At 49.7% G+C, this 22,522-nt stretch carries 23 protein-coding genes; 14 read left to right on the forward strand and 9 right to left on the reverse strand.

The genetic code is table 11. The annotated features are described in order from the left end of the window. Positions 1–36: 36 nt before the first annotated feature. Positions 37–1,194, reverse strand: coding sequence for a hypothetical protein (locus K3T83_RS08025; protein ID WP_220202450.1), 1,158 nt, complete (start codon positions 1,192–1,194; stop codon positions 37–39). Between the two features lie 351 nt (positions 1,195–1,545). Further along, positions 1,546–2,193, reverse strand: a complete 648-nt coding sequence (lexA, locus tag K3T83_RS08030) for a transcriptional repressor LexA (RefSeq protein ID WP_220202451.1) — start codon at positions 2,191–2,193, stop codon at positions 1,546–1,548. A 343-nt stretch (positions 2,194–2,536) separates the two neighbouring features. Here lexA and K3T83_RS08035 point away from each other — a divergent pair, with 343 nt between their 5' ends. Next, complete coding sequence (locus tag K3T83_RS08035) at positions 2,537–3,073, forward strand: bifunctional nuclease family protein (protein ID WP_220202452.1); 537 nt, start codon at positions 2,537–2,539, stop codon at positions 3,071–3,073. 56 nt (positions 3,074–3,129) lie between these two features. Here K3T83_RS08035 and K3T83_RS08040 read toward each other — a convergent pair whose 3' ends face one another. Both K3T83_RS08040 and lysA read right to left on the reverse strand, forming a co-directional pair. Continuing rightward, positions 3,130–3,795: a hypothetical protein gene (locus K3T83_RS08040; protein WP_220202453.1), complete on the reverse strand. Its 666-nt coding sequence runs from the start codon at positions 3,793–3,795 to the stop codon at positions 3,130–3,132. 57 nt (positions 3,796–3,852) lie between these two features. Beyond that, complete coding sequence (lysA, locus tag K3T83_RS08045) at positions 3,853–5,187, reverse strand: diaminopimelate decarboxylase (RefSeq protein WP_220202454.1); 1,335 nt, start codon at positions 5,185–5,187, stop codon at positions 3,853–3,855. A 183-nt stretch (positions 5,188–5,370) separates the two neighbouring features. Between lysA and gltX the strand changes: the two genes are divergently transcribed. The 3 genes from gltX to K3T83_RS08060 all read left to right on the forward strand — a co-directional run bounded on the left by gltX (position 5,371) and on the right by K3T83_RS08060 (position 8,529). Then, entirely contained in the window at positions 5,371–6,900 is a 1,530-nt protein-coding gene (gltX, locus tag K3T83_RS08050; protein ID WP_220202455.1) for a glutamate--tRNA ligase, read from the forward strand. Between the two features lie 81 nt (positions 6,901–6,981). Further along, positions 6,982–7,638: a DUF6483 family protein gene (locus tag K3T83_RS08055; protein WP_220202456.1), complete on the forward strand. Its 657-nt coding sequence runs from the start codon at positions 6,982–6,984 to the stop codon at positions 7,636–7,638. 228 nt (positions 7,639–7,866) lie between these two features. After that, positions 7,867–8,529: a CPBP family intramembrane glutamic endopeptidase gene (locus K3T83_RS08060; RefSeq protein WP_220202457.1), complete on the forward strand. Its 663-nt coding sequence runs from the start codon at positions 7,867–7,869 to the stop codon at positions 8,527–8,529. A 36-nt stretch (positions 8,530–8,565) separates the two neighbouring features. On the opposite strand, the gene K3T83_RS08065 is transcribed toward K3T83_RS08060, so the two are convergent. Beyond that, positions 8,566–9,252, reverse strand: coding sequence for an ArsR/SmtB family transcription factor (locus K3T83_RS08065; RefSeq protein WP_220202458.1), 687 nt, complete (start codon positions 9,250–9,252; stop codon positions 8,566–8,568). 176 nt (positions 9,253–9,428) lie between these two features. Between K3T83_RS08065 and K3T83_RS08070 the strand changes: the two genes are divergently transcribed. Further along, on the forward strand, positions 9,429–10,073 hold the full coding sequence (locus K3T83_RS08070) for a flavin reductase family protein (protein ID WP_220202459.1): 645 nt from the start codon (positions 9,429–9,431) through the stop codon (positions 10,071–10,073). Between the two features lie 169 nt (positions 10,074–10,242). Here K3T83_RS08070 and K3T83_RS08075 read toward each other — a convergent pair whose 3' ends face one another. After that, positions 10,243–11,235, reverse strand: coding sequence for an ornithine cyclodeaminase family protein (locus K3T83_RS08075; protein WP_220202460.1), 993 nt, complete (start codon positions 11,233–11,235; stop codon positions 10,243–10,245). Between the two features lie 152 nt (positions 11,236–11,387). Between K3T83_RS08075 and K3T83_RS08080 the strand changes: the two genes are divergently transcribed. The 6 genes from K3T83_RS08080 to K3T83_RS08105 all read left to right on the forward strand — a co-directional run bounded on the left by K3T83_RS08080 (position 11,388) and on the right by K3T83_RS08105 (position 16,553). After that, the gene (locus K3T83_RS08080; protein WP_220202461.1) at positions 11,388–12,332 is read left to right on the forward strand and encodes a UDP-glucuronic acid decarboxylase family protein; all 945 of its coding nucleotides are present in this window, start codon (positions 11,388–11,390) and stop codon (positions 12,330–12,332) included. 113 nt (positions 12,333–12,445) lie between these two features. After that, entirely contained in the window at positions 12,446–14,047 is a 1,602-nt protein-coding gene (locus tag K3T83_RS08085; RefSeq protein WP_220202462.1) for an O-antigen ligase family protein, read from the forward strand. Continuing rightward, entirely contained in the window at positions 14,001–15,155 is a 1,155-nt protein-coding gene (locus K3T83_RS08090) for a lysylphosphatidylglycerol synthase transmembrane domain-containing protein (protein ID WP_220202463.1), read from the forward strand. Before K3T83_RS08085 ends, K3T83_RS08090 begins: the two co-directional genes overlap by 47 nt. Before the next feature lie 120 nt (positions 15,156–15,275). Next, positions 15,276–15,458, forward strand: a complete 183-nt coding sequence (gene rpsU / locus K3T83_RS08095; protein WP_220202464.1) for a 30S ribosomal protein S21 — start codon at positions 15,276–15,278, stop codon at positions 15,456–15,458. A gap of 89 nt (positions 15,459–15,547) precedes the next feature. Continuing rightward, positions 15,548–16,111 carry an rRNA maturation RNase YbeY gene (gene ybeY, locus K3T83_RS08100; RefSeq protein WP_220202465.1) on the forward strand — a complete coding sequence of 188 codons (564 nt, stop codon included), beginning with the start codon at positions 15,548–15,550 and terminating at the stop codon, positions 16,109–16,111. A gap of 4 nt (positions 16,112–16,115) precedes the next feature. After that, positions 16,116–16,553 (forward strand): diacylglycerol kinase family protein, encoded by a 438-nt coding sequence (locus tag K3T83_RS08105; protein WP_220202466.1) that lies wholly within the window; start codon positions 16,116–16,118, stop codon positions 16,551–16,553. A 104-nt stretch (positions 16,554–16,657) separates the two neighbouring features. On the opposite strand, the gene efp is transcribed toward K3T83_RS08105, so the two are convergent. The 3 genes from efp to K3T83_RS08120 form a co-directional block, all read right to left on the reverse strand. Next, positions 16,658–17,224: an elongation factor P gene (gene efp, locus K3T83_RS08110; protein WP_220202467.1), complete on the reverse strand. Its 567-nt coding sequence runs from the start codon at positions 17,222–17,224 to the stop codon at positions 16,658–16,660. Positions 17,225–17,258: 34 nt separating this feature from the next. Beyond that, positions 17,259–18,311 (reverse strand): THUMP domain-containing class I SAM-dependent methyltransferase, encoded by a 1,053-nt coding sequence (locus tag K3T83_RS08115; RefSeq protein WP_220202468.1) that lies wholly within the window; start codon positions 18,309–18,311, stop codon positions 17,259–17,261. Between the two features lie 240 nt (positions 18,312–18,551). After that, entirely contained in the window at positions 18,552–19,346 is a 795-nt protein-coding gene (locus K3T83_RS08120; protein ID WP_220202469.1) for a hypothetical protein, read from the reverse strand. A gap of 478 nt (positions 19,347–19,824) precedes the next feature. On the opposite strand from K3T83_RS08120, the gene K3T83_RS08125 reads away from it, so the two are divergent. The 3 genes from K3T83_RS08125 (at position 19,825) to K3T83_RS08135 (ending at position 22,473) form a co-directional block, all read left to right on the forward strand. Further along, positions 19,825–20,307, forward strand: coding sequence for a helix-turn-helix domain-containing protein (locus K3T83_RS08125; RefSeq protein ID WP_220202470.1), 483 nt, complete (start codon positions 19,825–19,827; stop codon positions 20,305–20,307). 104 nt (positions 20,308–20,411) lie between these two features. Next, positions 20,412–21,728 (forward strand): MFS transporter, encoded by a 1,317-nt coding sequence (locus K3T83_RS08130; RefSeq protein WP_220202471.1) that lies wholly within the window; start codon positions 20,412–20,414, stop codon positions 21,726–21,728. Continuing rightward, positions 21,700–22,473: a lipoate--protein ligase family protein gene (locus K3T83_RS08135; RefSeq protein ID WP_220202472.1), complete on the forward strand. Its 774-nt coding sequence runs from the start codon at positions 21,700–21,702 to the stop codon at positions 22,471–22,473. Before K3T83_RS08130 ends, K3T83_RS08135 begins: the two co-directional genes overlap by 29 nt. Positions 22,474–22,522: the final 49 nt, after the last annotated feature.

Genomic DNA, 22,522 nt, shown 5'->3' on the forward strand with positions numbered 1-22,522 from the left:
TAGTACATTAAGCGCAGCTTATCAGGCTCTTCTTTCCTATTTGTAGACATCATGGTCGTCGCCCTGCTCATGGGTTTCAAAACGTGAGGAACGGCGAACTACGGGACCATCGATCTGTTGCGCCAATTCCTGGCGCAAGTCATCATCATCATATAAGTAAGGGGCACGACGCACGAGAGGATGGGTGAAATTGCCGGTTGTCACGCTGAGGGAGGAATCTCCTCCTATCGGCAAATCCTGCTCTTCAAGCTCCTGTGCGATCAGATCGGTTTGTTGATAATAATGTGCTAGTAAATGATCAGTATGAGGTTCCGCTGATAGCGATGACCCATAATGAGCGGCACTTCCCCCAGCTGGAGGCAGAGAACGAGGCGAAGCACCTTGTGGCGGTACAGAATCGACAGTGCGCCGGGAACGAGGTCGCAATCGAGCTTCCTCATCTACCCGCTGCGGCTGCAAACGATCCGTCTGACTAGCAAGGGGACGACTCGCCCGTCGAGAGGAAGATAATGGTCGCGAGAAATGAGAAGGTACAACATCGACATCATCATCTTGATGCTGGGCAGCTTCCAAGCGCGCAGTCCGTAGAGCCTGCGAACGGTGTTTATTATGTCCAGGAACGTACCCAGGAACACCTGGATAATACATGCGGCGTGTGGTCGCTCGCTTGTTCACCGGTTCCTTTTGTTCCATTTCAGGAACATCATCGGATATTTGCCGCGTGGATGGCCTTGCGATTGGTGCGTGTATGCTGCGCTGCGCCATCGGCAAGTGGTTGGCATAGTGACTTTGTACAGGAAGACGTTGAGACGAAGGGGCAGGAAGATGATGAGCAGTTGGCACATGACGATAATCATGCTGCTGATAATACGCCTCATATTCCTCATCGCTCAAGGATTGACCTTCTGCAAGAGCATACCCTTGCGCCTCATATATTCGCCTCACCATCCTTGAAGATCTTGTTGGAGTGTCGTACACAGATCTGCGACTGACCTCTTCTGCTTCAGCTTTGAGCCGCTCATCATGGCGACGAGAAAGGTATGAAAACAGCGTCAAGGAAATGGGAATACTAAGAAGCAAAGCGGCCAACCCACCGATCAATCCACCGAGCACCCACGAATTGAGGGTATTACCATACCAAAGAACCACTGCTGCACCTGCAATGAGAACCAGTGCTGCGGCAACAGCCTTCATAGAACCGGGCGTCCTTTCTGAACTTCCACGACCATCCATGGCACCAAAGATCAATAGTACCTCACTGTCATGAAGTACTCTTGCTAGAGTATACCAGACTTTAAACGAGAGAACAAGAGGAAGAGTTAGAGATGAAGGCTATAAACACAAAATAGAGGCAACAGCAAAAATGGATAAATAGAGGCAGTAAGCAAATTGCCACTGCCTGCACACCGCTGCCATCATACGTGGATCAGCATAAATCAACATGAAACACCCTGGTACTATTTTCCTACCATCAGTGTCATCAACCAGAAGCAATCGAGCAAGTTGAACAGCCTGAGCCAGCGACCTGAGTGAGAAACCTGATTGCTAGGCGGCCGAACCACACTGACGGAAAATAGCTACGACTTTCCCCTGCACCTGCCACTCACGATCCCAGACGCTCTTGGGGATCAAAATGGGTTCCAATTCAGAGTTTGCAGGCTGGAGACGAACCCGGTCGTGATCCTTTTCCTGGAAGAAACGCTTTAAAGTAGCGCTACCATTTACGCCATCCTGCATATGAACCGCAACGACGATATCGCCATTCTGACAGGTGGATTGTGGCTTAATGACCACATAATCGCCATCGCAGATATGATCATCGATCATGGAACGGCCCTTAACGATAAGAGCATATGTATTCTCGCTCTCCACCAGATCGCTTCCCAACTCGATGGTTTGAGTTGTATCGGGGAAGATATCGAGAGGCTCGCCGGCGGCAATAGCACCCATGACAGGAATACCAGAGCGGGTAACAGGTTTGGTCAGTTTAATCCCGCGACTCTTTTTGGGTTGGCGAGCAATTAGCCCTTTTTTCTCTAGCATCGTCAGATGATAATCGACATGTCCTGTACTGGCGATTTGCATCTCGCGCCCAATCTCACGGTTTGTGGGGGGCATGCCTTCGCTTCTCATATAGCTGACGATAAAATCGTACATCCGGCGTTGTATATCGCTGGCTTGCTCTAATGACATAAAACGTTTCCCTGCCTTTCTCAAGACGGTTACATACAAATCCACACCACCCATTACTAGAACGGCTATTCAAGGCAATCATACCATACTAGCACAGCCAACACAAGTCTTTTATTGAACGAATTTTCCGAATATTTTTTCTTCATATTGGTATAAAATAGACAGTCTTGGAATCACAAATTCATTTTGTTATACTCTTGAAAGTCGAGAAACAGACGTAGGAAGTATGCTGAGTCAGGACAAAAAATCCATTTGAGATTTGCGCCGGGTACTCGGATAGGTGTACAATAGTGGCATAAGATTTTCGACGGACACCGGCACGAAAGAGAGAGTCAGAAAAACTATGGTAGAGATGACGGTTGAAAGCGTGCGAATAAACCTGGCTACGCAGCAGCGGGTGGTCATCTTGAAAGCTACGAAGCAAGAGCGCTATCTGTTTATATGGATAGCGCATGCAGAGGCATATGCTATTGCCGTCGAACTTCAAGGGACAACTTCTCCCCGACCACTCACGCACGACCTGCTCAAAAATGTCATCGGCGAACTGGGGGCAAAGCTGGTCAGCATTGTGATCTCAGACCTCATCGATGAAATTTTCTATGCACGTCTCATCCTGGATGTGGATGGTAGGCATGTTGAAATTGACTCTCGCCCAAGCGATGCAATTGCCCTTGCCGTACGCGCCAAAACGCCTATCTTTGTTGAAGAAAGCGTTCTAGAACGTGCGGGAGTGACTCTAGAACAAGGCGAAGAACAACAACAGTCACCTAGAGCAAAACCTGAGCCAAAGCGAGAGCGAGACCAGGAACAAGACAATCTGGATGCGTACCGCGATTTTATCAACAGCCTGGATGTGTTAGACGAGTTTGGCAAAGACTAACACATCCAGCCTCTCAAAGCACGATAGTACTCCTGGGAAAGATGCAATTACCAATATTAACGGTAACGCGTGATCCATCTTGCAAGACGAACCAGAATGCGCGAGAGGACACTGTAGAAGACAATAGCCAGCAAGGTATAGAGTTCCGGCCAGAGGGAAAAGGGCAAGGGTATCTGTTGAATAAGTATACGTACAGGCCAGATAAACACCGGACTGAGTATATATACAACACTCACCCAGAGCGCATTATCTTGCCAATGTAGTAGTGAATGTAAAATTGACAGCACAAACTGCACAAGCAATAATAGCCGAACAGCTATGAAAAACAATCTTACAAGTGCTGGAGCAGAACTACGACGAGTTGTAGGGGCTGAATGAGCATTCTTTGGTGGCAGACCCATTTCACCATCAGGAGTTTCACCACCTGGTCGCTTCCCTTTCTTTTGTCCTGGTGCTACTCCTGATGGTGGGAAAACTGGATACGCGCCTCCTGGTGCTGGTGGAGTTGCTATTTGAGCGGGCATGAATGGGATATATTGCCGGGGAAAAGGCTGTTCCAAAGGCTGGGGAGTGGGAACCATCTCACTATAAGATGGATTCGCTTCCTGAGAAACGGTCGGCGCGGATGGCGATACAGCCTCATAGGAGATCGGCTCGGTTGGCATATCGTGTTCATCTATCTCTTCAGCACTATTATTTTGCGGTATTTGCCATTGCATCATAAAACTCCTCCCACAACAAAACAATCATCACGCCCCAACGGGACCGCCGCCAGATCCTCATTCGGTATAACGCATCAAGAGATCAGTATATGTTTCTCGGCGTTCCATCTGCCATACCTGCTGTTCGTCTATCAGAATTACGGCTGGACGAGGAACGAGGTTGTAATTACTCGCCATTGGAAGACAATATGCACCCGTCGTTGGCAACAACAAAAGGTCGCCCTCTCGCATCTGAGGCAAAACGACGCGCTCAATCAACATGTCGCCTGACTCACAGTAGCGCCCGGAGATACAGACCTCTTCTCCGGGCGTCGCCAGTTGCTCAACAGGCAGCGCTGTATAGTGAGCGCCATAGAGTGCTGGACGGATATTATCGGCCATCCCACCATCAACAAAAAGGTAAGTGATCCCGCCGGGCGTGGGCTTTCGCGCTCCAACTCGATAAAGTGTCACACCGGCTCTGGCAATAATTGAACGTCCAGGCTCAATAATAAGCGTTGGAACCGGCAACGCCGCATTATCTGCTAATCTCCGCTCCATCGTCTGTTGTAGCGCCTGAGCAAGCATATATACACCTGGAACCTCGACGCCATCAGCAGTTTCAATTCCCCAGCCACCGCCAGGACTGACCTCTTCAGGCCACCAGCCAGTCTCTTCATATACTTCAGTGGCCAGATCCAACAGGCGCTCAAGGCATTCCTCATATGGCCGCGTTTCTCGCAGCATTGTTCCTGTATGAGCATGCAGACCTGCCAGATGGAGTCGCCCCTCCTGTAAAACTGCATGGATAGCTGCCTTTGCCTCGCCATTGTTCAACGGGAAACCAAATTTAGAAGCGGCATGTCCTGTTTGCAAATAGCGATGTGTATCTGTTTCAACATCAGGAGCAATGCGCAATAAAACGTGCGGCGTCTTTTTTGTCTCCTGAGCAATCCTCGTCAGACGTTCCAGCTCGCTCCAGTTATCCAGCACAATACGTCCCACACCCAACTGCAAAGCTAGATATAGCTCGTCCTCACGTTTGTTGTTGCCGTGAAACGAGACGTTTTCCATAGGAAACCCGGCATGATGAGCTACCGATAGCTCGCCACCTGATACCACATCCAAACCCATTCCCTGCTCAGCCATCGTTCGCGCAATCAGAGGAGAAAGATATGCTTTCGCAGCGTAGATAATGCGTACTGACGAGGCATGATAGTATTGACGAAAAGCCTCCTGGTAGTGTTGGCACGCATTGATAATGGTAGCCCGGTCAAAAATATAGAGCGGCGTGCCGTAGCGTTGCGCCAGTTCGCTTAACAAATATCCAGCGATCCGCATTACTCCATACTGAGATACGGTTGTGGTATCAGGCAACAAACGGGCGGCCGACAATTGAGTTGGTGTGAGCATTACGATTGACTTCCTCTTCTCGACTTCTTATTGGGAATCATCCAAACATACATTATTCTACACCTCATGCTTATTCTGTCAAACCAGAGATAAGCCACAAAGTACTACCCAGTCGGTAGCACAATATGTTAAAATAGACCGGAAAAAGTAGTTATGATGTAGATTAGGAGATTTTTCAGAATCATGACCCAGATCGACAACCGTATTCAGGAGCCGCACACATGGGGCGCAGATCGTAAACCTCGTCTGCGTTTCGCCCCCAGTCCGACCGGCTTCCAACACATCGGCGGGTTCCGTACTGCTCTCTTTAGCTGGCTGTATGCACGCCATACAGGAGGACAATTTATCCTGCGCATTGAAGATACCGACACTGCACGCACAGTTGAAGGTGCGGTTGAAGATCTGCTCAAAGGTATGGCATGGCTTGGACTGGATATCGATGAGGGTCCGGTGATTGGAGGAGCCTATGGCCCTTATTATCAGGTACAGCGCAAAGCTCTTTATCAGCAGTACGCCAGCCAGCTGATAGAAACGGGACACGCATACCGCTGCTATTGCACACCAGAGCGGCTCGACCAGATGCGCAAAGAGCAAGAGGCGAAAAAATTGCCTCCTCGCTATGACCGGCGTTGTCGTTACCTGACCCCGGAGGAGCGCGCTGCAAATGAGGCCGCTGGTATCCCTTGGACGGTCCGCTTTGCGATGCCTTTAGAGGGTGAGACGGTTGTTCACGATCAACTGCACGACGATATGGTTTTCAAAAATGCCGATCTGGACGATATGATCATCCTCAAAGGCAACGGATTAGCGCCATACCATCTCGCGCATCTGGTTGATGACCATCTGATGGGCATTACCCATGTCATACGCGGCGAGGACTGGATACCAAGCGCTCCCCGACATATCCAGATATACAAAGCTCTCGGCTGGGAACCGCCACTGATGTATCATGTGCCAAACATCCTGGGCAAAGACAAGAAGAAGTTGAGTAAACGGCGCAACGCTCCCTCCTGGTCTGACTTCCAGCGAGAGGGGTATCTACCCGAGGCTGTCTTCAATTTCCTGGCCCTGGTTGGCTGGTCGTATGACGATAAGACAGAACTCTTCACCCGCGATGAGTTGATACGCGTCTTCACGCTGGATCGCATCGGCATTTCGTCTGGCATCTACGATCCTGATAAACTCCTCTGGATGAATGGGGTCTACATTCGTCAGTTGCCGCTCGATGAACTGGTCACACGCACCTTACCTTATATGGAGCGCCCGGCGGCAGAGGGAGGATTGCCAGATAGCGTGCAGCGTCCACTGGATCGGGATTACACAAAACGCGTCCTCGAACTTGAGCAGGAGCGCTTAAAGACGTTGGGAGCTGCCGCGCCTGCTGTTGCCTTCTTCTATGTGCGCGACCTGACCTATGATAAAGCCATGCTCATTCAGAAAGGTATGGACGAGCCACGCACGCGCGATGCCCTCATCCAGGTACGTGATCTGCTGACGGGACTTGAAGAGTGGAAGCACGAGATCATGGAGCCGCCAATGCGCGAACTGGCAAAAACGCTCGCATTGAAACCCGGCCAGCTCTTTGGCGCAACTCGTGTTGCAGTGAGTGGCAGCAATGCAACGCCTCCTCTCTTCCAGATGATGGAGGTACTGGGCCGTGAAGTGACGCTGAAGAGAATTCAGCAAGCCATCGATCTGCTCTCCCCCTCCTAAAAATATGCTCTCCTTTATGGCTGGATACTCCGTTTGCAGCACTGAGTACCCGGCCATCCAATACATCAGACAGGGGCTTCTATGATTAATAAAGATTACATCCTGCGTCTGGCCGAGCAGTTTGGCAGAACGTTGGCAATCCTGTTGCGATTGCGCGAGCGCAACCAGCACGAAGAAGCCCTTATCTATATCGACGATCTCTTCCTGAAGTATCTTGGCCTTACTTCTCGTCTCATCAACTCCTTGTCAGAAGAAAAGCTCCTGCAAACGCTCTCCCCGATGGGCGTCGTCAATATCCATGCCTGCCTCTGGGCTGCCGTTCTGCTGAAAGGCGAAGGCGACATCTACGAAGCCCAGGAAAACAGTACAGAGAGCTACTACCGCTACCGTAAAGCACTCTCTCTACTACTGGCCGCCCTGCTGCACGACCCAACCATTGCCGAAACAGATCTCTACATCAACGTTGATGAACTGTTGAGCAAACTGGAAGAGTATGAACTGCCGTTACTGCTTAAACAACAACTCTTCGCCTACTACGAACAGCTAGGAAATTATGCAAAGGCGGAAGATACGCTCTTCGATGCACTAGAAGATGATGAACGTAACCTCACACTTATCCAACTTGGCGAGGCATTTTACCAGCGCTTGCTTTTGAAAAGCAATGCCGATCTTGCGGCTGGCAATCTATCAAGGGAAGAGGTTCACGAAGGGATCGCACAATTGAAGAAAAGACAATAACCACTTTTTATAGAACAGCATCTATTGTATGCACCTTTCTCTCGAAGGGAAAAGAGAAAGGGTTGCATTACATTTCTCTTCCAGCAGCCAAAAACGCTGGACAAGTGGCGGCGAATTGATTACACTGGATTAACATGCTATTAATAGCCACTTAACGGAAAGTTTGTGTAATCAAGAATGGCTGCGACTCCAACAAAAGAGGTCTTTCTACCCAGAAGAGGTTCACGCGTGTCATCAGTACAATCATCCCAGGTGGTGCGCTCTACAGTGCGCGGCTCCTGGCGCTGGATGTGGCCGGATCTACTCATGCGCATTCTGCCAATGACGGCAGTGCCATTTATCTACATCGCCATCTTCCACCTTCCGCTCTCGTTTTTGGGCATCACCCTCCATAATGTTCCACAACAGGTGATACTTGGCCTGCTGGTAGGTATCGCGATGGCAGCCTTCGCCGCATTTTATCGCATGAGGTTCGTCGGTCCCTGGTTTCGCTGGCCCACAACGGGCGATCACTTTTTCCAGGGAGCATTCTATCTCTTCATTAACGCTCCTGTCGAAGAACTATTCTTTCGCGGCTTTCTTTTAGAAGTGGTCACGCATTGGACTGGCTGGCTCGGCTGGGGCTGGCTGGTTAGCACAGCCGCCTACACCCTCTATCATCGGCTGGGCAAATGGAACTGGCGTAGTGTGGCAGGTGTTGGACTGGCCGGAATTGTATTTAGCCTGGTTTATCTTTTATTCCCGGGTCCACATACCCTGCTGGCGGTCACGATCGTTCATGGCTTTACGACCAGCGGGTTCCTCAGTTGGGGGGATGAAGTGCTATATCGACGCTGGAAACGCAAACAACTTCAAGCGCTGGCAAAAGTAGGAGAAGAGAAGCCCGTATGAGGCTTCTCCGTCCAGGCTCCTGCATCCCCTCTCCTCCTAAAAGCTTAGACCAAGCTCTTGTAAGAGTCCTCTTTGCCCTGCATCGGAAAGGCGGATCGCACGGCTAGTTGGTGATCGCATGATCCATCCTTGCTTCAAAAACTGAGAGGCGAGGCTTGCGCCCAGTGCGCCCGCAAGATGAGGGCGTCTTTCACTCCAATCAAGACAAGAGGATGCAAATACTCTCCGCTTACATCTGACCTCTGCTACATCAATTCTCATATGTGAGAACCATACTTCCCCTTCAGTAGTCAGCCGATAGTTTTTCTCGGCTTCTGTGAGATAACCATGCTGGCACATCGCTTGCGCAATACTCACACCAAGTTTTCCTGCGAGATGGTCATAACAGGTGCGAGCAAAGCAGAGTGCTTTGGTCTCTTCAGATTGTCGCAAAGAACGAACTGGAGGACGAGGAGCAATTACCTGAAAAGCTTCAAGCGCATGCCCGACTTCAGCACTGGCAAGCCGATAATAGCGATGCCGCCCACGCGGTTCTACCACAAGAAGCCCTCCGGCAACCAGTTTCGCCAGATGCGCACTCACAGTTTGCTGTGTTAGTTGACAGCGAAAAACCAATTCGCTAACTGGCAGAGCTACACCGCCAAGAAGCGCGGTGAGGATAGTAGCACGCGTTGGTTCTCCAATCAGAAAAGCAATTGCAGCGATATCGGGTTGTGTATCCATATATCGATGGTACACGATATATTTCTGCATTACAATAGGCGGGAACCGACAAGGCAGAAAGGAAGCTGTTCTGATAGGAGGATAAGGCGCTCATGCCACATGACCTCTGTTTGAAGGATAGAAACAACACTTCCTTCTCCTGGCTCAAACTCTCTTTTTGCTATCTGGAGGATAGAATGACGAACCAGTATGTCTCTTCTAAGCAAAACGTTTCTCCAAGTTTTGACAGTTTTCGTTCTCTCACACCATCTATTCTGTACTTTGGGACTCCTGTTGTTCTCATCAGTACACTCAACGATAATGGCAGTGTGAATCTCGCGCCCATGTCATCAGCCTGGGCTTTGGGCTATACCGTGGTTCTGGGTTTAGGTGCCGCAAGCAAAACCATAGAAAATCTCAAGCGCACGCAGGAATGTGTCTTGAATCTTCCTTCCGACAACCTGTGGCAAGCTGTAGAGCGCCTGGCTCCTCTCACGGGGAAAAATCCTGTTCCGGTCTCGAAGGCGGCACAATTCCGCTATGAGCAGGAGAAATTTACCGCAGCAGGTCTCACACCTCTCGCCTCTGAATGTGTTGCACCTCCGCGAGTTGCAGAGTGTCTATTGCAGTTTGAGGCAAGAGTTCAAACAATTCGTCCTTTTCATAAGGCAGATTCAGCATTCATTGTTGAAACGGAAGTGCTTCGTGTACATGTACATCAGAACTTGATTGAGGACAAACACTACATTAACCCGGAGGCGTGGCACCCACTCATCTATAATTTCCGTCATTATTTTGGTCTTGGAACAGCGTTGGGAAAAACATTTCGAGCAGAACGCTAACTTCTCAGAAACGTTATTATCCATTTTGATGTTGCATAGCTCCTTGCTTTTTATATAGGAGCTATGCAACTCTCTTCAAAAAGATTTGCCTGTAGCACCACCACTTGCTACCACCCTCTCCATGTTTCTATTTGAGAGATTCTTTACACACTCAAGACAGGAGGAATCATTATAGATCCACCTCAACACCTATACCTATTGAACGTGCTCGTTGGTAAAGTTGCAAGGCTGCGGCCAAATCCTGCATCCCCAGGCCAACCGACTTAAAGACAGTAATCTCATGTCCATCCTGACGCGCAGGCTGTTTGCCTGTGACCAGATCTCCCAGTTCAAGCCATGATTCAGGTCCGGCTATCACTCCTTGAGCAAGAGAGCGCAACAGATCCCCAGCTTCTATCAGCGCTGCCTCCCGCTGGTCCACAATAATCTGCGCACGAGCCAGCGTTTCACCATCCAGCTCGCACATTGCAGGGGTAAAAGCTCCAATTGCATTGATGTGTGTGCCAACCTCAACATCTCTTCCGTCAAAAAGCGGTTCAGTTGCAGATGTAGCACAAACTACCAGTGACGCTCCAGCCAATGCATCATTTGCCGAATGAACGCGAGAGATCGTTGGACAATGCTCTCCTAACAACTGTTGCAACGTCATCACCAACGTTTGATAATGCTCGTCGCTGCGATTGAGCACCCTCACCTCACGTAAAGGACGCACTGTATACATTGCCAACACCTGTGTAACAGCCTGCGCTCCAGCTCCGAAAAGAGCAAGCACATCTGCATCGGGATGAGCAAGGAGATCCGTCGCCAGACCAGACGCAGCGCCGGTACGCATAGCGGTCAACCATCCCCCCTCTAACACAGCCAGCGTTTTCCCGGTGATCGCATCAAGCAAGAGGATCGTCGCGTAGCTACGTGGCAAGTTGCGCTCAGGATTGTGCGGCATCTGCGTGACGAGTTTTACGCCAAAAGCATGCCCTTCATTCGTATGTAATACAGAAGGCATGAGCAAAACAGCGCCCTGATCTTGCAGTTCCACAGCTAAACGTTGCGGCATCTGAACCTGGTCGGCGCTTAACGCTTGAAAAGCGACCCGCATAGCCGCAATAGCATCTGTCATAGTGAAACATTGTTGGATATCCGAGCGTGAGAGAATGAGGGCCATTGCCGATACTCCTTACATCTATAGAGAGGATGAGGTTCCTATAAGAGTGCTACCTCGTTACCTTCCAGAGTCCGATTCGTCTAGCCAATAGGTAAGATATACTAAAGAGAGATATCTAGCAAGCTATCTATCTATTTTTGGAGGTCAATTCTTTGAAAGTCGTGGTAACAGGTGGAGCAGGTTTTGTTGGCTCCAATCTTTGTAAACGTCTGCTTGAAGAAGGACACAGCGTTTTATGTGTAGATAATCATATTACCGGTTCTACTCGAAATATAGAGCCTTTATTGACTCATCCCCAATTTCGTTATCAGGAACAGGATGTCACTAAACCATTCGAGTTTGAAGCAGATGCAATCTTCCATATGGCAAGCCCGGCTAGCCCTGTCGGTTATATGGAGCATCCCATTGAAACGATTATGGTGAACAGCATAGGAACCTATCAAATGTTGGAGCAGGCCCGCAGGCAGGGAGCAATGTTCCTGATCTCTTCAACCTCTGAAATCTATGGTGATCCGCTCGTTCATCCTCAAACAGAAGATTACTGGGGCAATGTCAACCCTATTGGACCACGCGCCTGCTACGATGAAAGCAAACGTCTCGGCGAAACGCTCACGATGGAATATTATCGCCAGTATCGCACCAACGTCCGTATTGTTCGCATCTTCAATACGTATGGTCCCAACAGTCAGATCCATGATGGGCGCATGATTCCAAACTTCATCACGCAAGCATTGAAAAATGAACCACTCACAATCTATGGCGATGGCACCAAAACACGAAGCATCTGCTATGTCAGTGATCTGGTTGAGGGGCTGCTACAAGCAATGTTCCATGCTGGCACAATGGGCGAAGTATTCAATCTGGGCAACCCTGAAGAACACACAGTCCTCGAATATGCGCAAACCATTACTAAACTGTGCAATTCTTCCTCTCCCATCATCTTTGAGCCTGACCGCATTGATGACCCGGAGAGACGCCGTCCCAATATCACAAAGGCTCGCAAAGTTCTGGGCTGGGAACCCGCAATTGGTATCGAGGATGGCTTGAAAAGGACGATTGAATGGTTTAGAAGTCAAACGCTATCAACGGTTTCGTAGCAGCTACTTTGAACCTTCAAGTAGAGTAAAGGCGAGATATGTATCATCCAGGCATCGATAGATCTGGCCTGCGTTTTTGCGGCTCTGTGTTGCAAAGAATAGTAATAAATCCATTGGAAAATCTACATACACGTGCAACACTTGCTAATATTGTTGGCTTGCTTGGCGGCATTTTCGTCCTGGCCTGTTTACTACTTCTACCAATGCAAGTCAGTTTTCGCCTGCTGCTCTATCTGGCGGCTGCTATCTGGACGCTACTACGTCCACGAATGGTGCTGTATCTCCTGCCCCTCGCCGTTGCCTGGGGATCGCTCGATCCGATTACACTGAGCGGTATGAATCTCACCAGTGCTGATATTCTCGTCTTCTTACTTGCGGCAAACTGGCTCATGAGCTTTCCATTACGCAAGTTTGCCGCAAGCGCTTCCCCACATGTTGCGCTCTCAACAGCTATTGGTCCGCTTGACAAAGAGCATGCTGCAACTTCCCCTCGTTATCTTATCCTGGCAACAGCGATATTGCTAGGCACCATGTGTCTCTCTATCGTTGGAGCCGCCAGCATCAGTTTAAGTCTGAAAGAGATTTTCAAATGGGTCGAGTTTGCTCTGCTCCTTCTGATAGGCACTCAATATATTCGGACACGCCAACAGATCTGGACCCTGATTGTTCTCATTTGCCTTGCAGCACTTTCACAGGCGTTTCTAGGCTATATTCAAGCGTATTTCAACCTGGGACCAGCAGCGTTTACCCGTGGAGGCAGCAAGCTCCTCCGCGTCTATGGTAGTTTCAACCAGCCCAATCCTTATGCTGGCTACATCAATATAACCTTGGCCCTCACCCTGGCTCTCGCCTTACTAGGACGCAACTTATTGATACGGATACTGTCCGGGATAACCGCAATTCTGCTCGCTCTCGCTCTCTATCTTTCACAATCACGCGGCGCAGATATCGCCGTAGCAGCCGCATTTCTCTTTATTATCAGCGTTGGTATGCCACGTTTGCATCTCCTGATCAAAGCCGGAGGAATTGCAGTACTCACCATTCTAGGAGCCTACTTTGCTGGTATAGTTCCTCAACGTTTTCTACTACCCCTTCTCAAACAGCTGGGACTGGCCAGCATTTCTTTTATCGCGCCAAGCGAGGCCGATTACTCCACAGCCGAGCGGCTGGCACACTGGATCGCTGGCGTGAACATGTTTCTAGACCATCCATTTTTCGGCGTGGGTATTGGGAATTATCCAGCCGTCTATTCAAAATATTTCATTACCATCTTTGCCCTTCCCCTGGGACATGCGCACAACTATTATATTAATATGGCAGCGGAAACAGGCATATTTGGACTGGCGGGTTTTATGCTTTTGTTGATGGCGATATTTCTAGCGGGTAGTCGCACGGTACAGACCATTTACGCCCGCCTCAAACAGATCCAACCACAACAACAGACTGTCATCGCAACAGGGCAAGAACACGTAAGTATTTATGTAAGCATGCTTGTTAATGACCGGGCACTGGCAATAGGATTGTTGGCAGCGCTCGTCTCCATCTGTGTACATAACCTGTTCGATAACTTATATGTCCACAGCATGACCAATCTCTTCGCGTTACTCCTCGTGGCACTTATCCGTCTAGAGGGAGTAATGCCAATTGTAGGAAGTAACGGAGGACATTTTGATTACAGAGAATCCTCAAGATCCTGGCGTCGTGCCGACAGATAAGACTCCATCACAACCTCTCGAAATAGAGAGCGATATACTGGAAGCAAAGGGTAAAGAGGCTCAACCTGAAATCACACAAGACCAGTTAGCGCTAGGGAAACGTTTCTTCAATTGGCGAACGCTGCTTCCTCTCATTATCGTCGTTATCGCGCTTGTCATTTTTGCGCAAAAAGCCAATATTAATCCCCAAAAAACATGGCAGGCCGTCAAAAATGCCAACCTGCTTTTTTTCTGCTTTGCTTTCGTCATTTACTACCTTTCGTTTGGCCTGCGAGCATTACGCTGGCGACTCTTACTGGAAAATGTTGGTTTCACCAAAGAAAATGGCGTTCACCTACCAAAATTCTGGAAACTGGTTGAAATCATTTACATATCATTTTTCGCCAATGTCGTTGTTCCGGCAAAACTGGGCGACCTTTATCGCGCTTACCTGTTGCGACAGGAGATAGGGGTCTCTACAACACGTAGTTTTGGCACCGTACTCGCCGAACGCCTGCTTGATCTCATCATCCTATTACTTCTGTTCATACCGGCAATCATCATCAGCCTGCACGAAAATATGCCTCCCCAATTACGCCTGAGTCTGCAAGTGATGCTAGCAGTGGTCATTATCGGCATAGTTGGCTTGATTGTCTTACGTATTGCACGCGAACCAATCGCCCGGCTGGTCCCTGCTCGCTTTCGCGCTCATTACTACCACTTTCAGGAAGGCACGCTTGGTTCTTTTCGCCGTTTACCCTCGCTGACCCTTCTGACCGTTGGCGTCTGGATCTGCGAAGCATTACGCTTTTTCTTCGTTGCCGTTTCCCTTCACCTCATTGATGGTAGCTTTTTGCATATTGTTGCAGCGGCTATTTTCATTGGGCTGGGCGAAGCGCTTCTCACCGCAATTCCGACAACTGGTGGAGGCGTTGGATTGGTAGAGGGCGGCATGGTAGCAATGATCTCGCTGTTCTATCAAGGCCCAAATGCTGTCAATCTTACGGCCGCCGCAATTCTCTTAGACCGCACAATTAGCTTGTTCAGTATCCTTGCAATTGGCTTGATCGTTTTCCTATTGGCCTTCAGTCGTAAGGCGGCAAAACAACATCCGTCCAAAAAACCTTGACACGGAGATATGTCTACACTATAATTTTTGGGCAGGTCCGCGAGGGTAGAAAGGATGCTTCTACCATCCAGAGAAACAACTTTCTGCCTCGAAAACAGGCCATGAGAGGGGGGATTCTGGTTGTCGGAAGTCAAAATCGGCGAGAATGAGTCGTTTGAGACCGCGTTGAAGCGTTTTAATCGCAAAATTCAACAGGACGGCATCCTCGCAGAAGCACGTCGCAGGGAGCATTACGAGAAGCCGAGCATGAAGCGTAAAAGAAAAGAGGCTGCTCGACGACGCAAGACAGCGCGCAAAGCTTGATAAAGAGCTACCTCCATCCCGAATGGAGCTTTTCCTGATGGCGATGGAGGCCTCTTTTTATACATATTACGCTCTAAAAGGTGGGGAACATGCAAGAACACCCTCTGATAGAACTCTATGTTACAGTTGGAAATGATCAACAAAATAAGCAAATTGAACAACTGCTTTCGTCTGTCAATCTTGATGCATTTGTTCAACGCACATTACTTCAGATAGGTATTACACAAAAAGTGATGCTGACGCTCCTTGTTACCGACGAGGCTGGCATCCGCGACATGAACAAGCAGTATCGAGAGCAAGATAAACCGACCGATGTTCTGTCTTTCCCACTACTGGAGCAACCACTGGTGGAAGCTCCAGAGGAGCAACTCTGGCAACCCCAGGAAAACGCCGAGACACCCCCTGCAAATACGCCAGCATTCATCAACCCTCCCGGAGCCATACTCAATTTAGGCGATATCGTGATGTCCTGGCCCACATTGCTTCAGCAAGCTCGCGATGCAGGGCATAGCGGACAGTATGAGTTGCTCTATCTGCTCTGTCATGGTGTCCTCCATCTTGTTGGCTACGATGACCACACTGAGGCAGGGTATCAGGCAATGGTTGGCCTGCAAAACCGTATTTTGCAAGAGAGCGGCATCACAAAGGCATAAACGCATGAGTCAACCATCTTCTCCATCCAAGCCCGCCGAGCCTCGTATATCACCACCATCGCCGCCGAAAAGTGCCTGGGCAAAATTTATCGCCAGCTTTGGCTACGCCTTTCAAGGACTCTGGTATGCCCTCAGTACACAACGTAACGCGCGCGTCCATGCCGTCATTGCGACGCTGGCTACTGTTCTTGGAATTGTTTTGCGCATATCAGCAGTTGAGTTTGCTATCATCTTTATCGCTATTGCAGGCGTTTTTGTTGCAGAGATGTTCAATACAGTATTCGAGCTATGCGTTGACCTGACATCGCCCGAATACCATCCTCTGGCAAAGATTGCCAAAGACGTAGCTGCTGGCGCAGTACTTGTGAGTGCCATGCTTGCAATCGTAATTGGCCTCTTTATCTTTGGACCACACCTCTGGCTCTTCATTTCACATCGATAGCAATCAACCCTTCCCTCTTTCAGACCGCGAGCCAATCTTCCCAAAACATTAGAGAGCAGGATCAAACTACATATCCTGCTCTTTTCTTTTTTTATCGATTATTCTTACTTTACGCGCGAAACGTACTGGCCGGTGCGTGTATCAATCCGAATTTTATCGCCTGGATTGACAAACAGGGGAACGTTCACGGTGGAGCCTGTCTCCAGAGTGGCGGGCTTGGTCACATTATTGGCGGTATCGCCGCGTACGCCCGGTTCAGCACTCTCAACCGTCAATTCTACAAAGTTGGGCAGTTCAACAGCCACAATAGTCTCACCATCGACCAGCATTTCGACAACATCACCTTCTTTGAGGAACTTTATGCCGTCGCCAAGCATCTCTCTACGAATAGGCTGCTGATCAAAGGTGTCCGTATTCATAAAAACATAATCATCGCCATCAACATACAAAAACTGCCAGTTTTGATGCTCCACGCGCACCTCATCAATGGCTTCACCCGCGTTGAAGCGCTGCTCAATCACGCGTCCATTTTTTAAGTTCTTCAAGCGTGTACGCACGAACGCGCGCCAGTTTCCAGGGCTGACATGATGGAATTCTGTGATCGTCCACAAATCATTGTTATAGCGTATTACCATACCGTTACGAAAGTCGGCAGTTGTTGCATTAGCCAATGGAGTAGTCTCCTCTCAATAGTTGAACTAGATATTACACGTGTTCGGCGACAAAGATACTGGCAGGTTGTCCCAACACAACAAGTACAATTTTCTTCACCACGCGCCACCCATGATCTCGCAGCATCATCTCCCAAAGTCGATCCTCGCTTGTAAGCGCAACGAGCAGACCGTCAGCAGCCAGGACGCGGCCAAACTCCTGAATGAGCGCGTTGTAGAGATCAACATTAGTGGCATGCGAACCAATTTGCTTGCCAAAGGGTAGATTGGTAATGATGCGCGTCACGCTGGCATCCTCTATGGGCAAAGCACGTGCATCCCACTCCTCCCACGAAGCGCGCACACTGGCAGAGCGAGCATTGCGACGAGCCATCGCGACCGCTTCTTCGCGAATATCGCCGCCCAAAGCGCGCTCGACAGGAGCAAGCAGGCAGCGCTCAATCACGATAGTACCAGCGCCACAGAGCGGATCAAGGACAATATCCTGCGGAGTTGGACGAGCCAGCAAGCCCATAGCAGCTGCGACGGTTGGACGCAACGAAGCTGGTAAATGCTCCTGCTTGTAGCGACGATGCCGCATTGTGGCATCGCTCAACCTCATCCCAATGAGTGCCTCGCTCCCATATAACCAGAGCCAGAATTCGACATCCGCCTCATCTTTTGCAAGGTGCATCGCACGTGGCAAGACACGCTGCAAAGCATCCGTGACAGCCTGTCCAGCATCGATGCGACGAAACTGATGAGATCCCGCCTTCTGACTCACCACACGCCAGGTTTTCGGACGTTTTCCAGAATGGGCGCGTTGCCACATTGCTACAGCCTGACGGATATCAGCATGTAGTGTTGCGCTGTGAAGCACACGTAATGCATTGTGCTCATGTCCCAGACTTGTTATATGTGCCAACGTACAAAAAACATCTTCGACAGTTCGCAACGAGAGTAGTTTTTCGGGAGTTGATGTGGTACGAAAAAGGGCAATACCACGTGCGAATTTGACCAGTTCGGCATCTGGCATGGAAGCACGAACTTCACTGAAGGCCAGCGTCTCCAATCCTGGCATAGTCATGGCATAAAAAAGCTGCGACATCTACCTGCTATTTCTTCTGTAATGTACTTGATCGGATATCTGCGACGGGCTATCACAGAAAAGCGCAGCAAGAAATCCTGGTCATTGAAGCCAGGGAGGAATGCCGCGCCTCTTTATTTGCTCTTGTGTGCCTCCCGTTGCCGGGGTCCATAACGACGACTTACAATCTACCGGCGTGCCATGATATCACATACCGTCTGAACTGGCAACGCCCCCATCTACTTGCTTACTCACTTCAGATCAGGTTAACAGTCTTGTCACTTCCTCCGTATGGCTCGCAAACTTTGCCAGTCGCTTCTTTTTCAAATTTTCGCGCAAAATCCAGGTAATATTAGGATCATTCCAACCAGCACATTGTTTCATCAGAGCAAAGCCTTCATCGGGCGAGGCGGCTGTAATCACGCTTAGCGTATATCCCAGCGTTCGGCGAAGCTGGCGAAATGCTTCCTTTTTACTATCAGCCGATGCTTGATGCAACCGTTCCAGCACCACACGTTGCATCTCTAAAGCGGCTTTCAATATATCCGGCGTATAGAGAACAACTGGTTCGGAAACTGTTGCAACCGCGACACGTTGCTGGAGATAGTTTCCACCAGTAGCCAGTTCCATCAAATGAGGGAGAATATCCTGTGGACCGACCTCTAACAAACAACGGAAGGCGATCTCTACCCCCTCTCGAATGCGACCGTAAGGGCTACATGCGTAGTGATCCAGCAAGTCCAAAGTTTCTGGCAACCATAACGAATAGACGGCGGCACAGGAGCCAAAGGCGATAATGCCGCAAAGCATCACAAACTCTGAAGGTGTGTTGCTGGAGATCATCTTACGATCACCATTGACGAAATAAGTGAGGAGCGAATGTACGTTCTCGGGACATCTAGAAACTGAGACGGCCAGAAGATTACTGACATCATTGGCCAGTTCCATATTTGGTCGCGGTCCTGGTAAGCGGCTCTGGTCACGCAGATAAAATTCCAGAGGGCGCTGATTGCCTGTAAGCGCACGCTCAACCAGAGAAAATAGTGTATCATGCATAGTGACACATCCTCGCATCATCCAGACTGTATTGAAACAACGCCTACTCAGGTAATGCTTCTCTGAGGTCGTCAGAATACATGTAGTCAATTGTACCACATCTTCTACCAAAAGCTACCAGATTGGTAATTGCTGACCTGTATAAACCTCTTTTGACACACAGGGCTTTCCAGTTCTCCGCTCAAAGGGGTGCAGGGGTCTCCCTGCCGGGGCCTGGGGCGTCCCCAGTTTCCTTCCCTCCTTCGCGCGCCGCCTGCGGCGGCGCGCAAAAGAGAAGAAAAAAGTTTTTTGCGGGGACACCCCGCACCCCGGCAAAGGGCTGCCGCCCTCTGCACTCCTGCTAGATGGGAGAATTGGAAAGCCCTGTTTTGACACACTCTAACCTTGCCGTAAACGTTAATCTTGTGATATACTAGTGATATATTTCCACCCACTAACTTATTCATCTCTTCCACAACAGTGAAAGGGCAGGTGTACTATGGTCGCGGCCAACGGAGAAGATCAGCAAGAACTACAAAATACAGAGGAAATACAAACCTATACGATAGAGCAGGTAGCAACGAGTACAGGTTTAACCAAACGCACGTTACGCTATTATGAAGAAGTTGGTTTGCTGCCCCCCACAGGCCGCACCGAAGGAAACTACCGTCGTTATAGCGAGGAAGATATAGAACACATCAAACGCATCAAGGAATTACGCGATTTATTAGGTTTCTCGTTAGCCGATATCCGCCAGTTACTTCAAGCTGAAGAGGAGCGCGGATTGATCAAGCTAGCCTACCAGCAGGAAACTGACGTTGATGGCAAGATAGCTCAGCTGGATCGGGCTGACGAGTTAATTCGCGAACAGCTTCATCTTATAGAGCAAAAGATCAGTGGGCTGGAACAAATGCGATCATCACTTTTAATAAAATTAGAGAGACATCAGCAGAAAAGAAATGTATTAAAAAATAGAGAATAATATTGTGTATATATAACGTACTGTAGCTTTTCAAGAGCTGATAGAGGACTGGCAAGTTTGCTATCATTTCCTGAAAAGTTACGGCATTCTAGAATGGAGTCTTCATGCAAATATCCGAGAAGGATGAGGGATCTTTAGCTGCCGAACAGGTCATAGAAAAAAAAGCGAGCGGCATCGGGCGCACATTTGCCGCGCTACGTCATCGTAATTTTCGTCTCTTCTGGTGTGGTCAACTTATTTCGTTGATCGGAACATGGATGCAAACGACAGGACAATCGTGGCTTGTCCTGCAACTCACGAAAGATGCCTGGGCGCTTGGTATTGTTGGAGCGCTACAATTTCTGCCAGTAATGCTCCTATCGCTCTTTGGTGGCGTGTTAGCCGACCGCTTGCCCAAGCGCAGAATGCTACTTTTCACGCAATCGTTCGCTGCCATACAAGCCACTATCCTCTGGGTTCTGGTGGCTACTAACACGGTGCAACTCTGGCATGTGTATATTCTGGCCTTCTTGCTAGGCTTAACCAATGCGTTTGATATGCCAACACGTCAGGCATTTGTTGTGGAAATGGTAGGACGTGAAGATTTGCCTAATGCCATCGCGCTGAACTCATCGCTGTTCAATATGGCACGTATCGTCGGCCCCGGCCTCGGTGGTCTTATTATCGCCTGGCAAGGAGAGGCTTCCCTCTTTTTGCTCAATGCTATTAGCTTTATTCCTGTCATCGCAGGATTGGCATTAATCGATCTCAAACAGTTGCATTCCCAGGTCAACCATAAACGTCGGGAACTGCAACAGGGTACATTCCAGAGCCTCCGCGAAGGTCTGAGCTACATTCGCCAGGCACCAGCGGTGCTGCTGATCATTGTCGTCATTGGCACAGTCTCGCTGTTTGGCATCAACTTTAACGTTGTGTTGCCCCTGTTTGCCACTGATGTCCTGCACGCCGGACCAGCGGGCTTTGGGTTTATCTCATCAGCATTCGGGTTTGGCTCGCTGCTCTCAGCCCTCTGGCTGGCGTGGCGTAGTAACAGACCAACAATTTCGCACATGTTGCTGGCAACCATCATCTTCTGTGTCCTGGAAATGCTCTTTGCCCTTTCACACTGGTATGTCCTCTCGCTGGGACTCATCGCGGCAGTAGGCTTTGCGCAGATTGCTTTTTCAGCTACGGCGAACACCACCATTCAGACTATCTCGCCCGATCATCTGCGTGGTAGAATAATGAGCGTATATATGTTGGTGTTTGCTGGAAGCGTTCCCCTCGGCAACCTCTTCACGGGTGGTCTGGCTAGCCAGTTTAATCCCACTGTTGCATTACTCGCTGGAGGTGGATTAAGCTTGATCGCTGCCGTCGCCGGATGGATCTTACGCGCTCCAGCGGAGAAAGCTGTTGCAGAATATACGTACGTACAAGAATAAATGGCACATCTACCCGCTCACTCTTGCCGATCAACAACGCCATATCGAGCAAAGTGAGCGGTTGCTTAGCAACGTGCAACCAGGAGATCCAGCGGTGCTTTACTGGTCAATGGCAGAGTCGGATGGCCTGGTGCTGGGATATTCCCAAAGGCATACATTCCTCAATCAAACAGCGCTGGCGGAATTGGAGCTGCCCATTTACCATCGGCGAGCGGGAGGAACGGCGGTACTGGTAGGTTCGCATCTGCTGGCTCTGGATGTCGTCTTACCCGCCGGGCATCCACTGATCCTCAATGATATCGTCGAGTCGTATCGCTGGTTGGGCGAGACCTGGGTTGCTGCGTTGCGACAGTTGGGCATAGAAACCCGCGCCGTACCTCCAGAAGAGGCTCACGCTCAACGCGCGCTACGCAAACAGCCGGAAACCAGCTCTTACGAGCTGTTGATGAACCGCGCCTGCTATGGCACGCTTTCACCATACGAGGTGGTTGTGGGACAGCGCAAAGTCGTGGGCATGGATATGATTCGTCGGCGCGCGGGAAGCCTGCTGCAAGCGGGTGTTCTCCTCCACTGGGATACAGAGCAGCTTGCGCAGTTGCTTGGCCATACTGTTGAGGAGCAGGAACTGCTGCGAACAGGGCTGTATGAGCGAGCCATCGGGCTGGATACGCTGGCGGGGCGTTCTGTAGGAATAAACGAAGTCATAGCAGCGTTTGAACATACGATTGTATCTTTAGCTCAATGAGCTTGACACACCTTCTCTATTGAGCAAACTTGAAAAAGACCACGGAAAG

Source organism: Reticulibacter mediterranei (genome assembly GCF_016587455.1).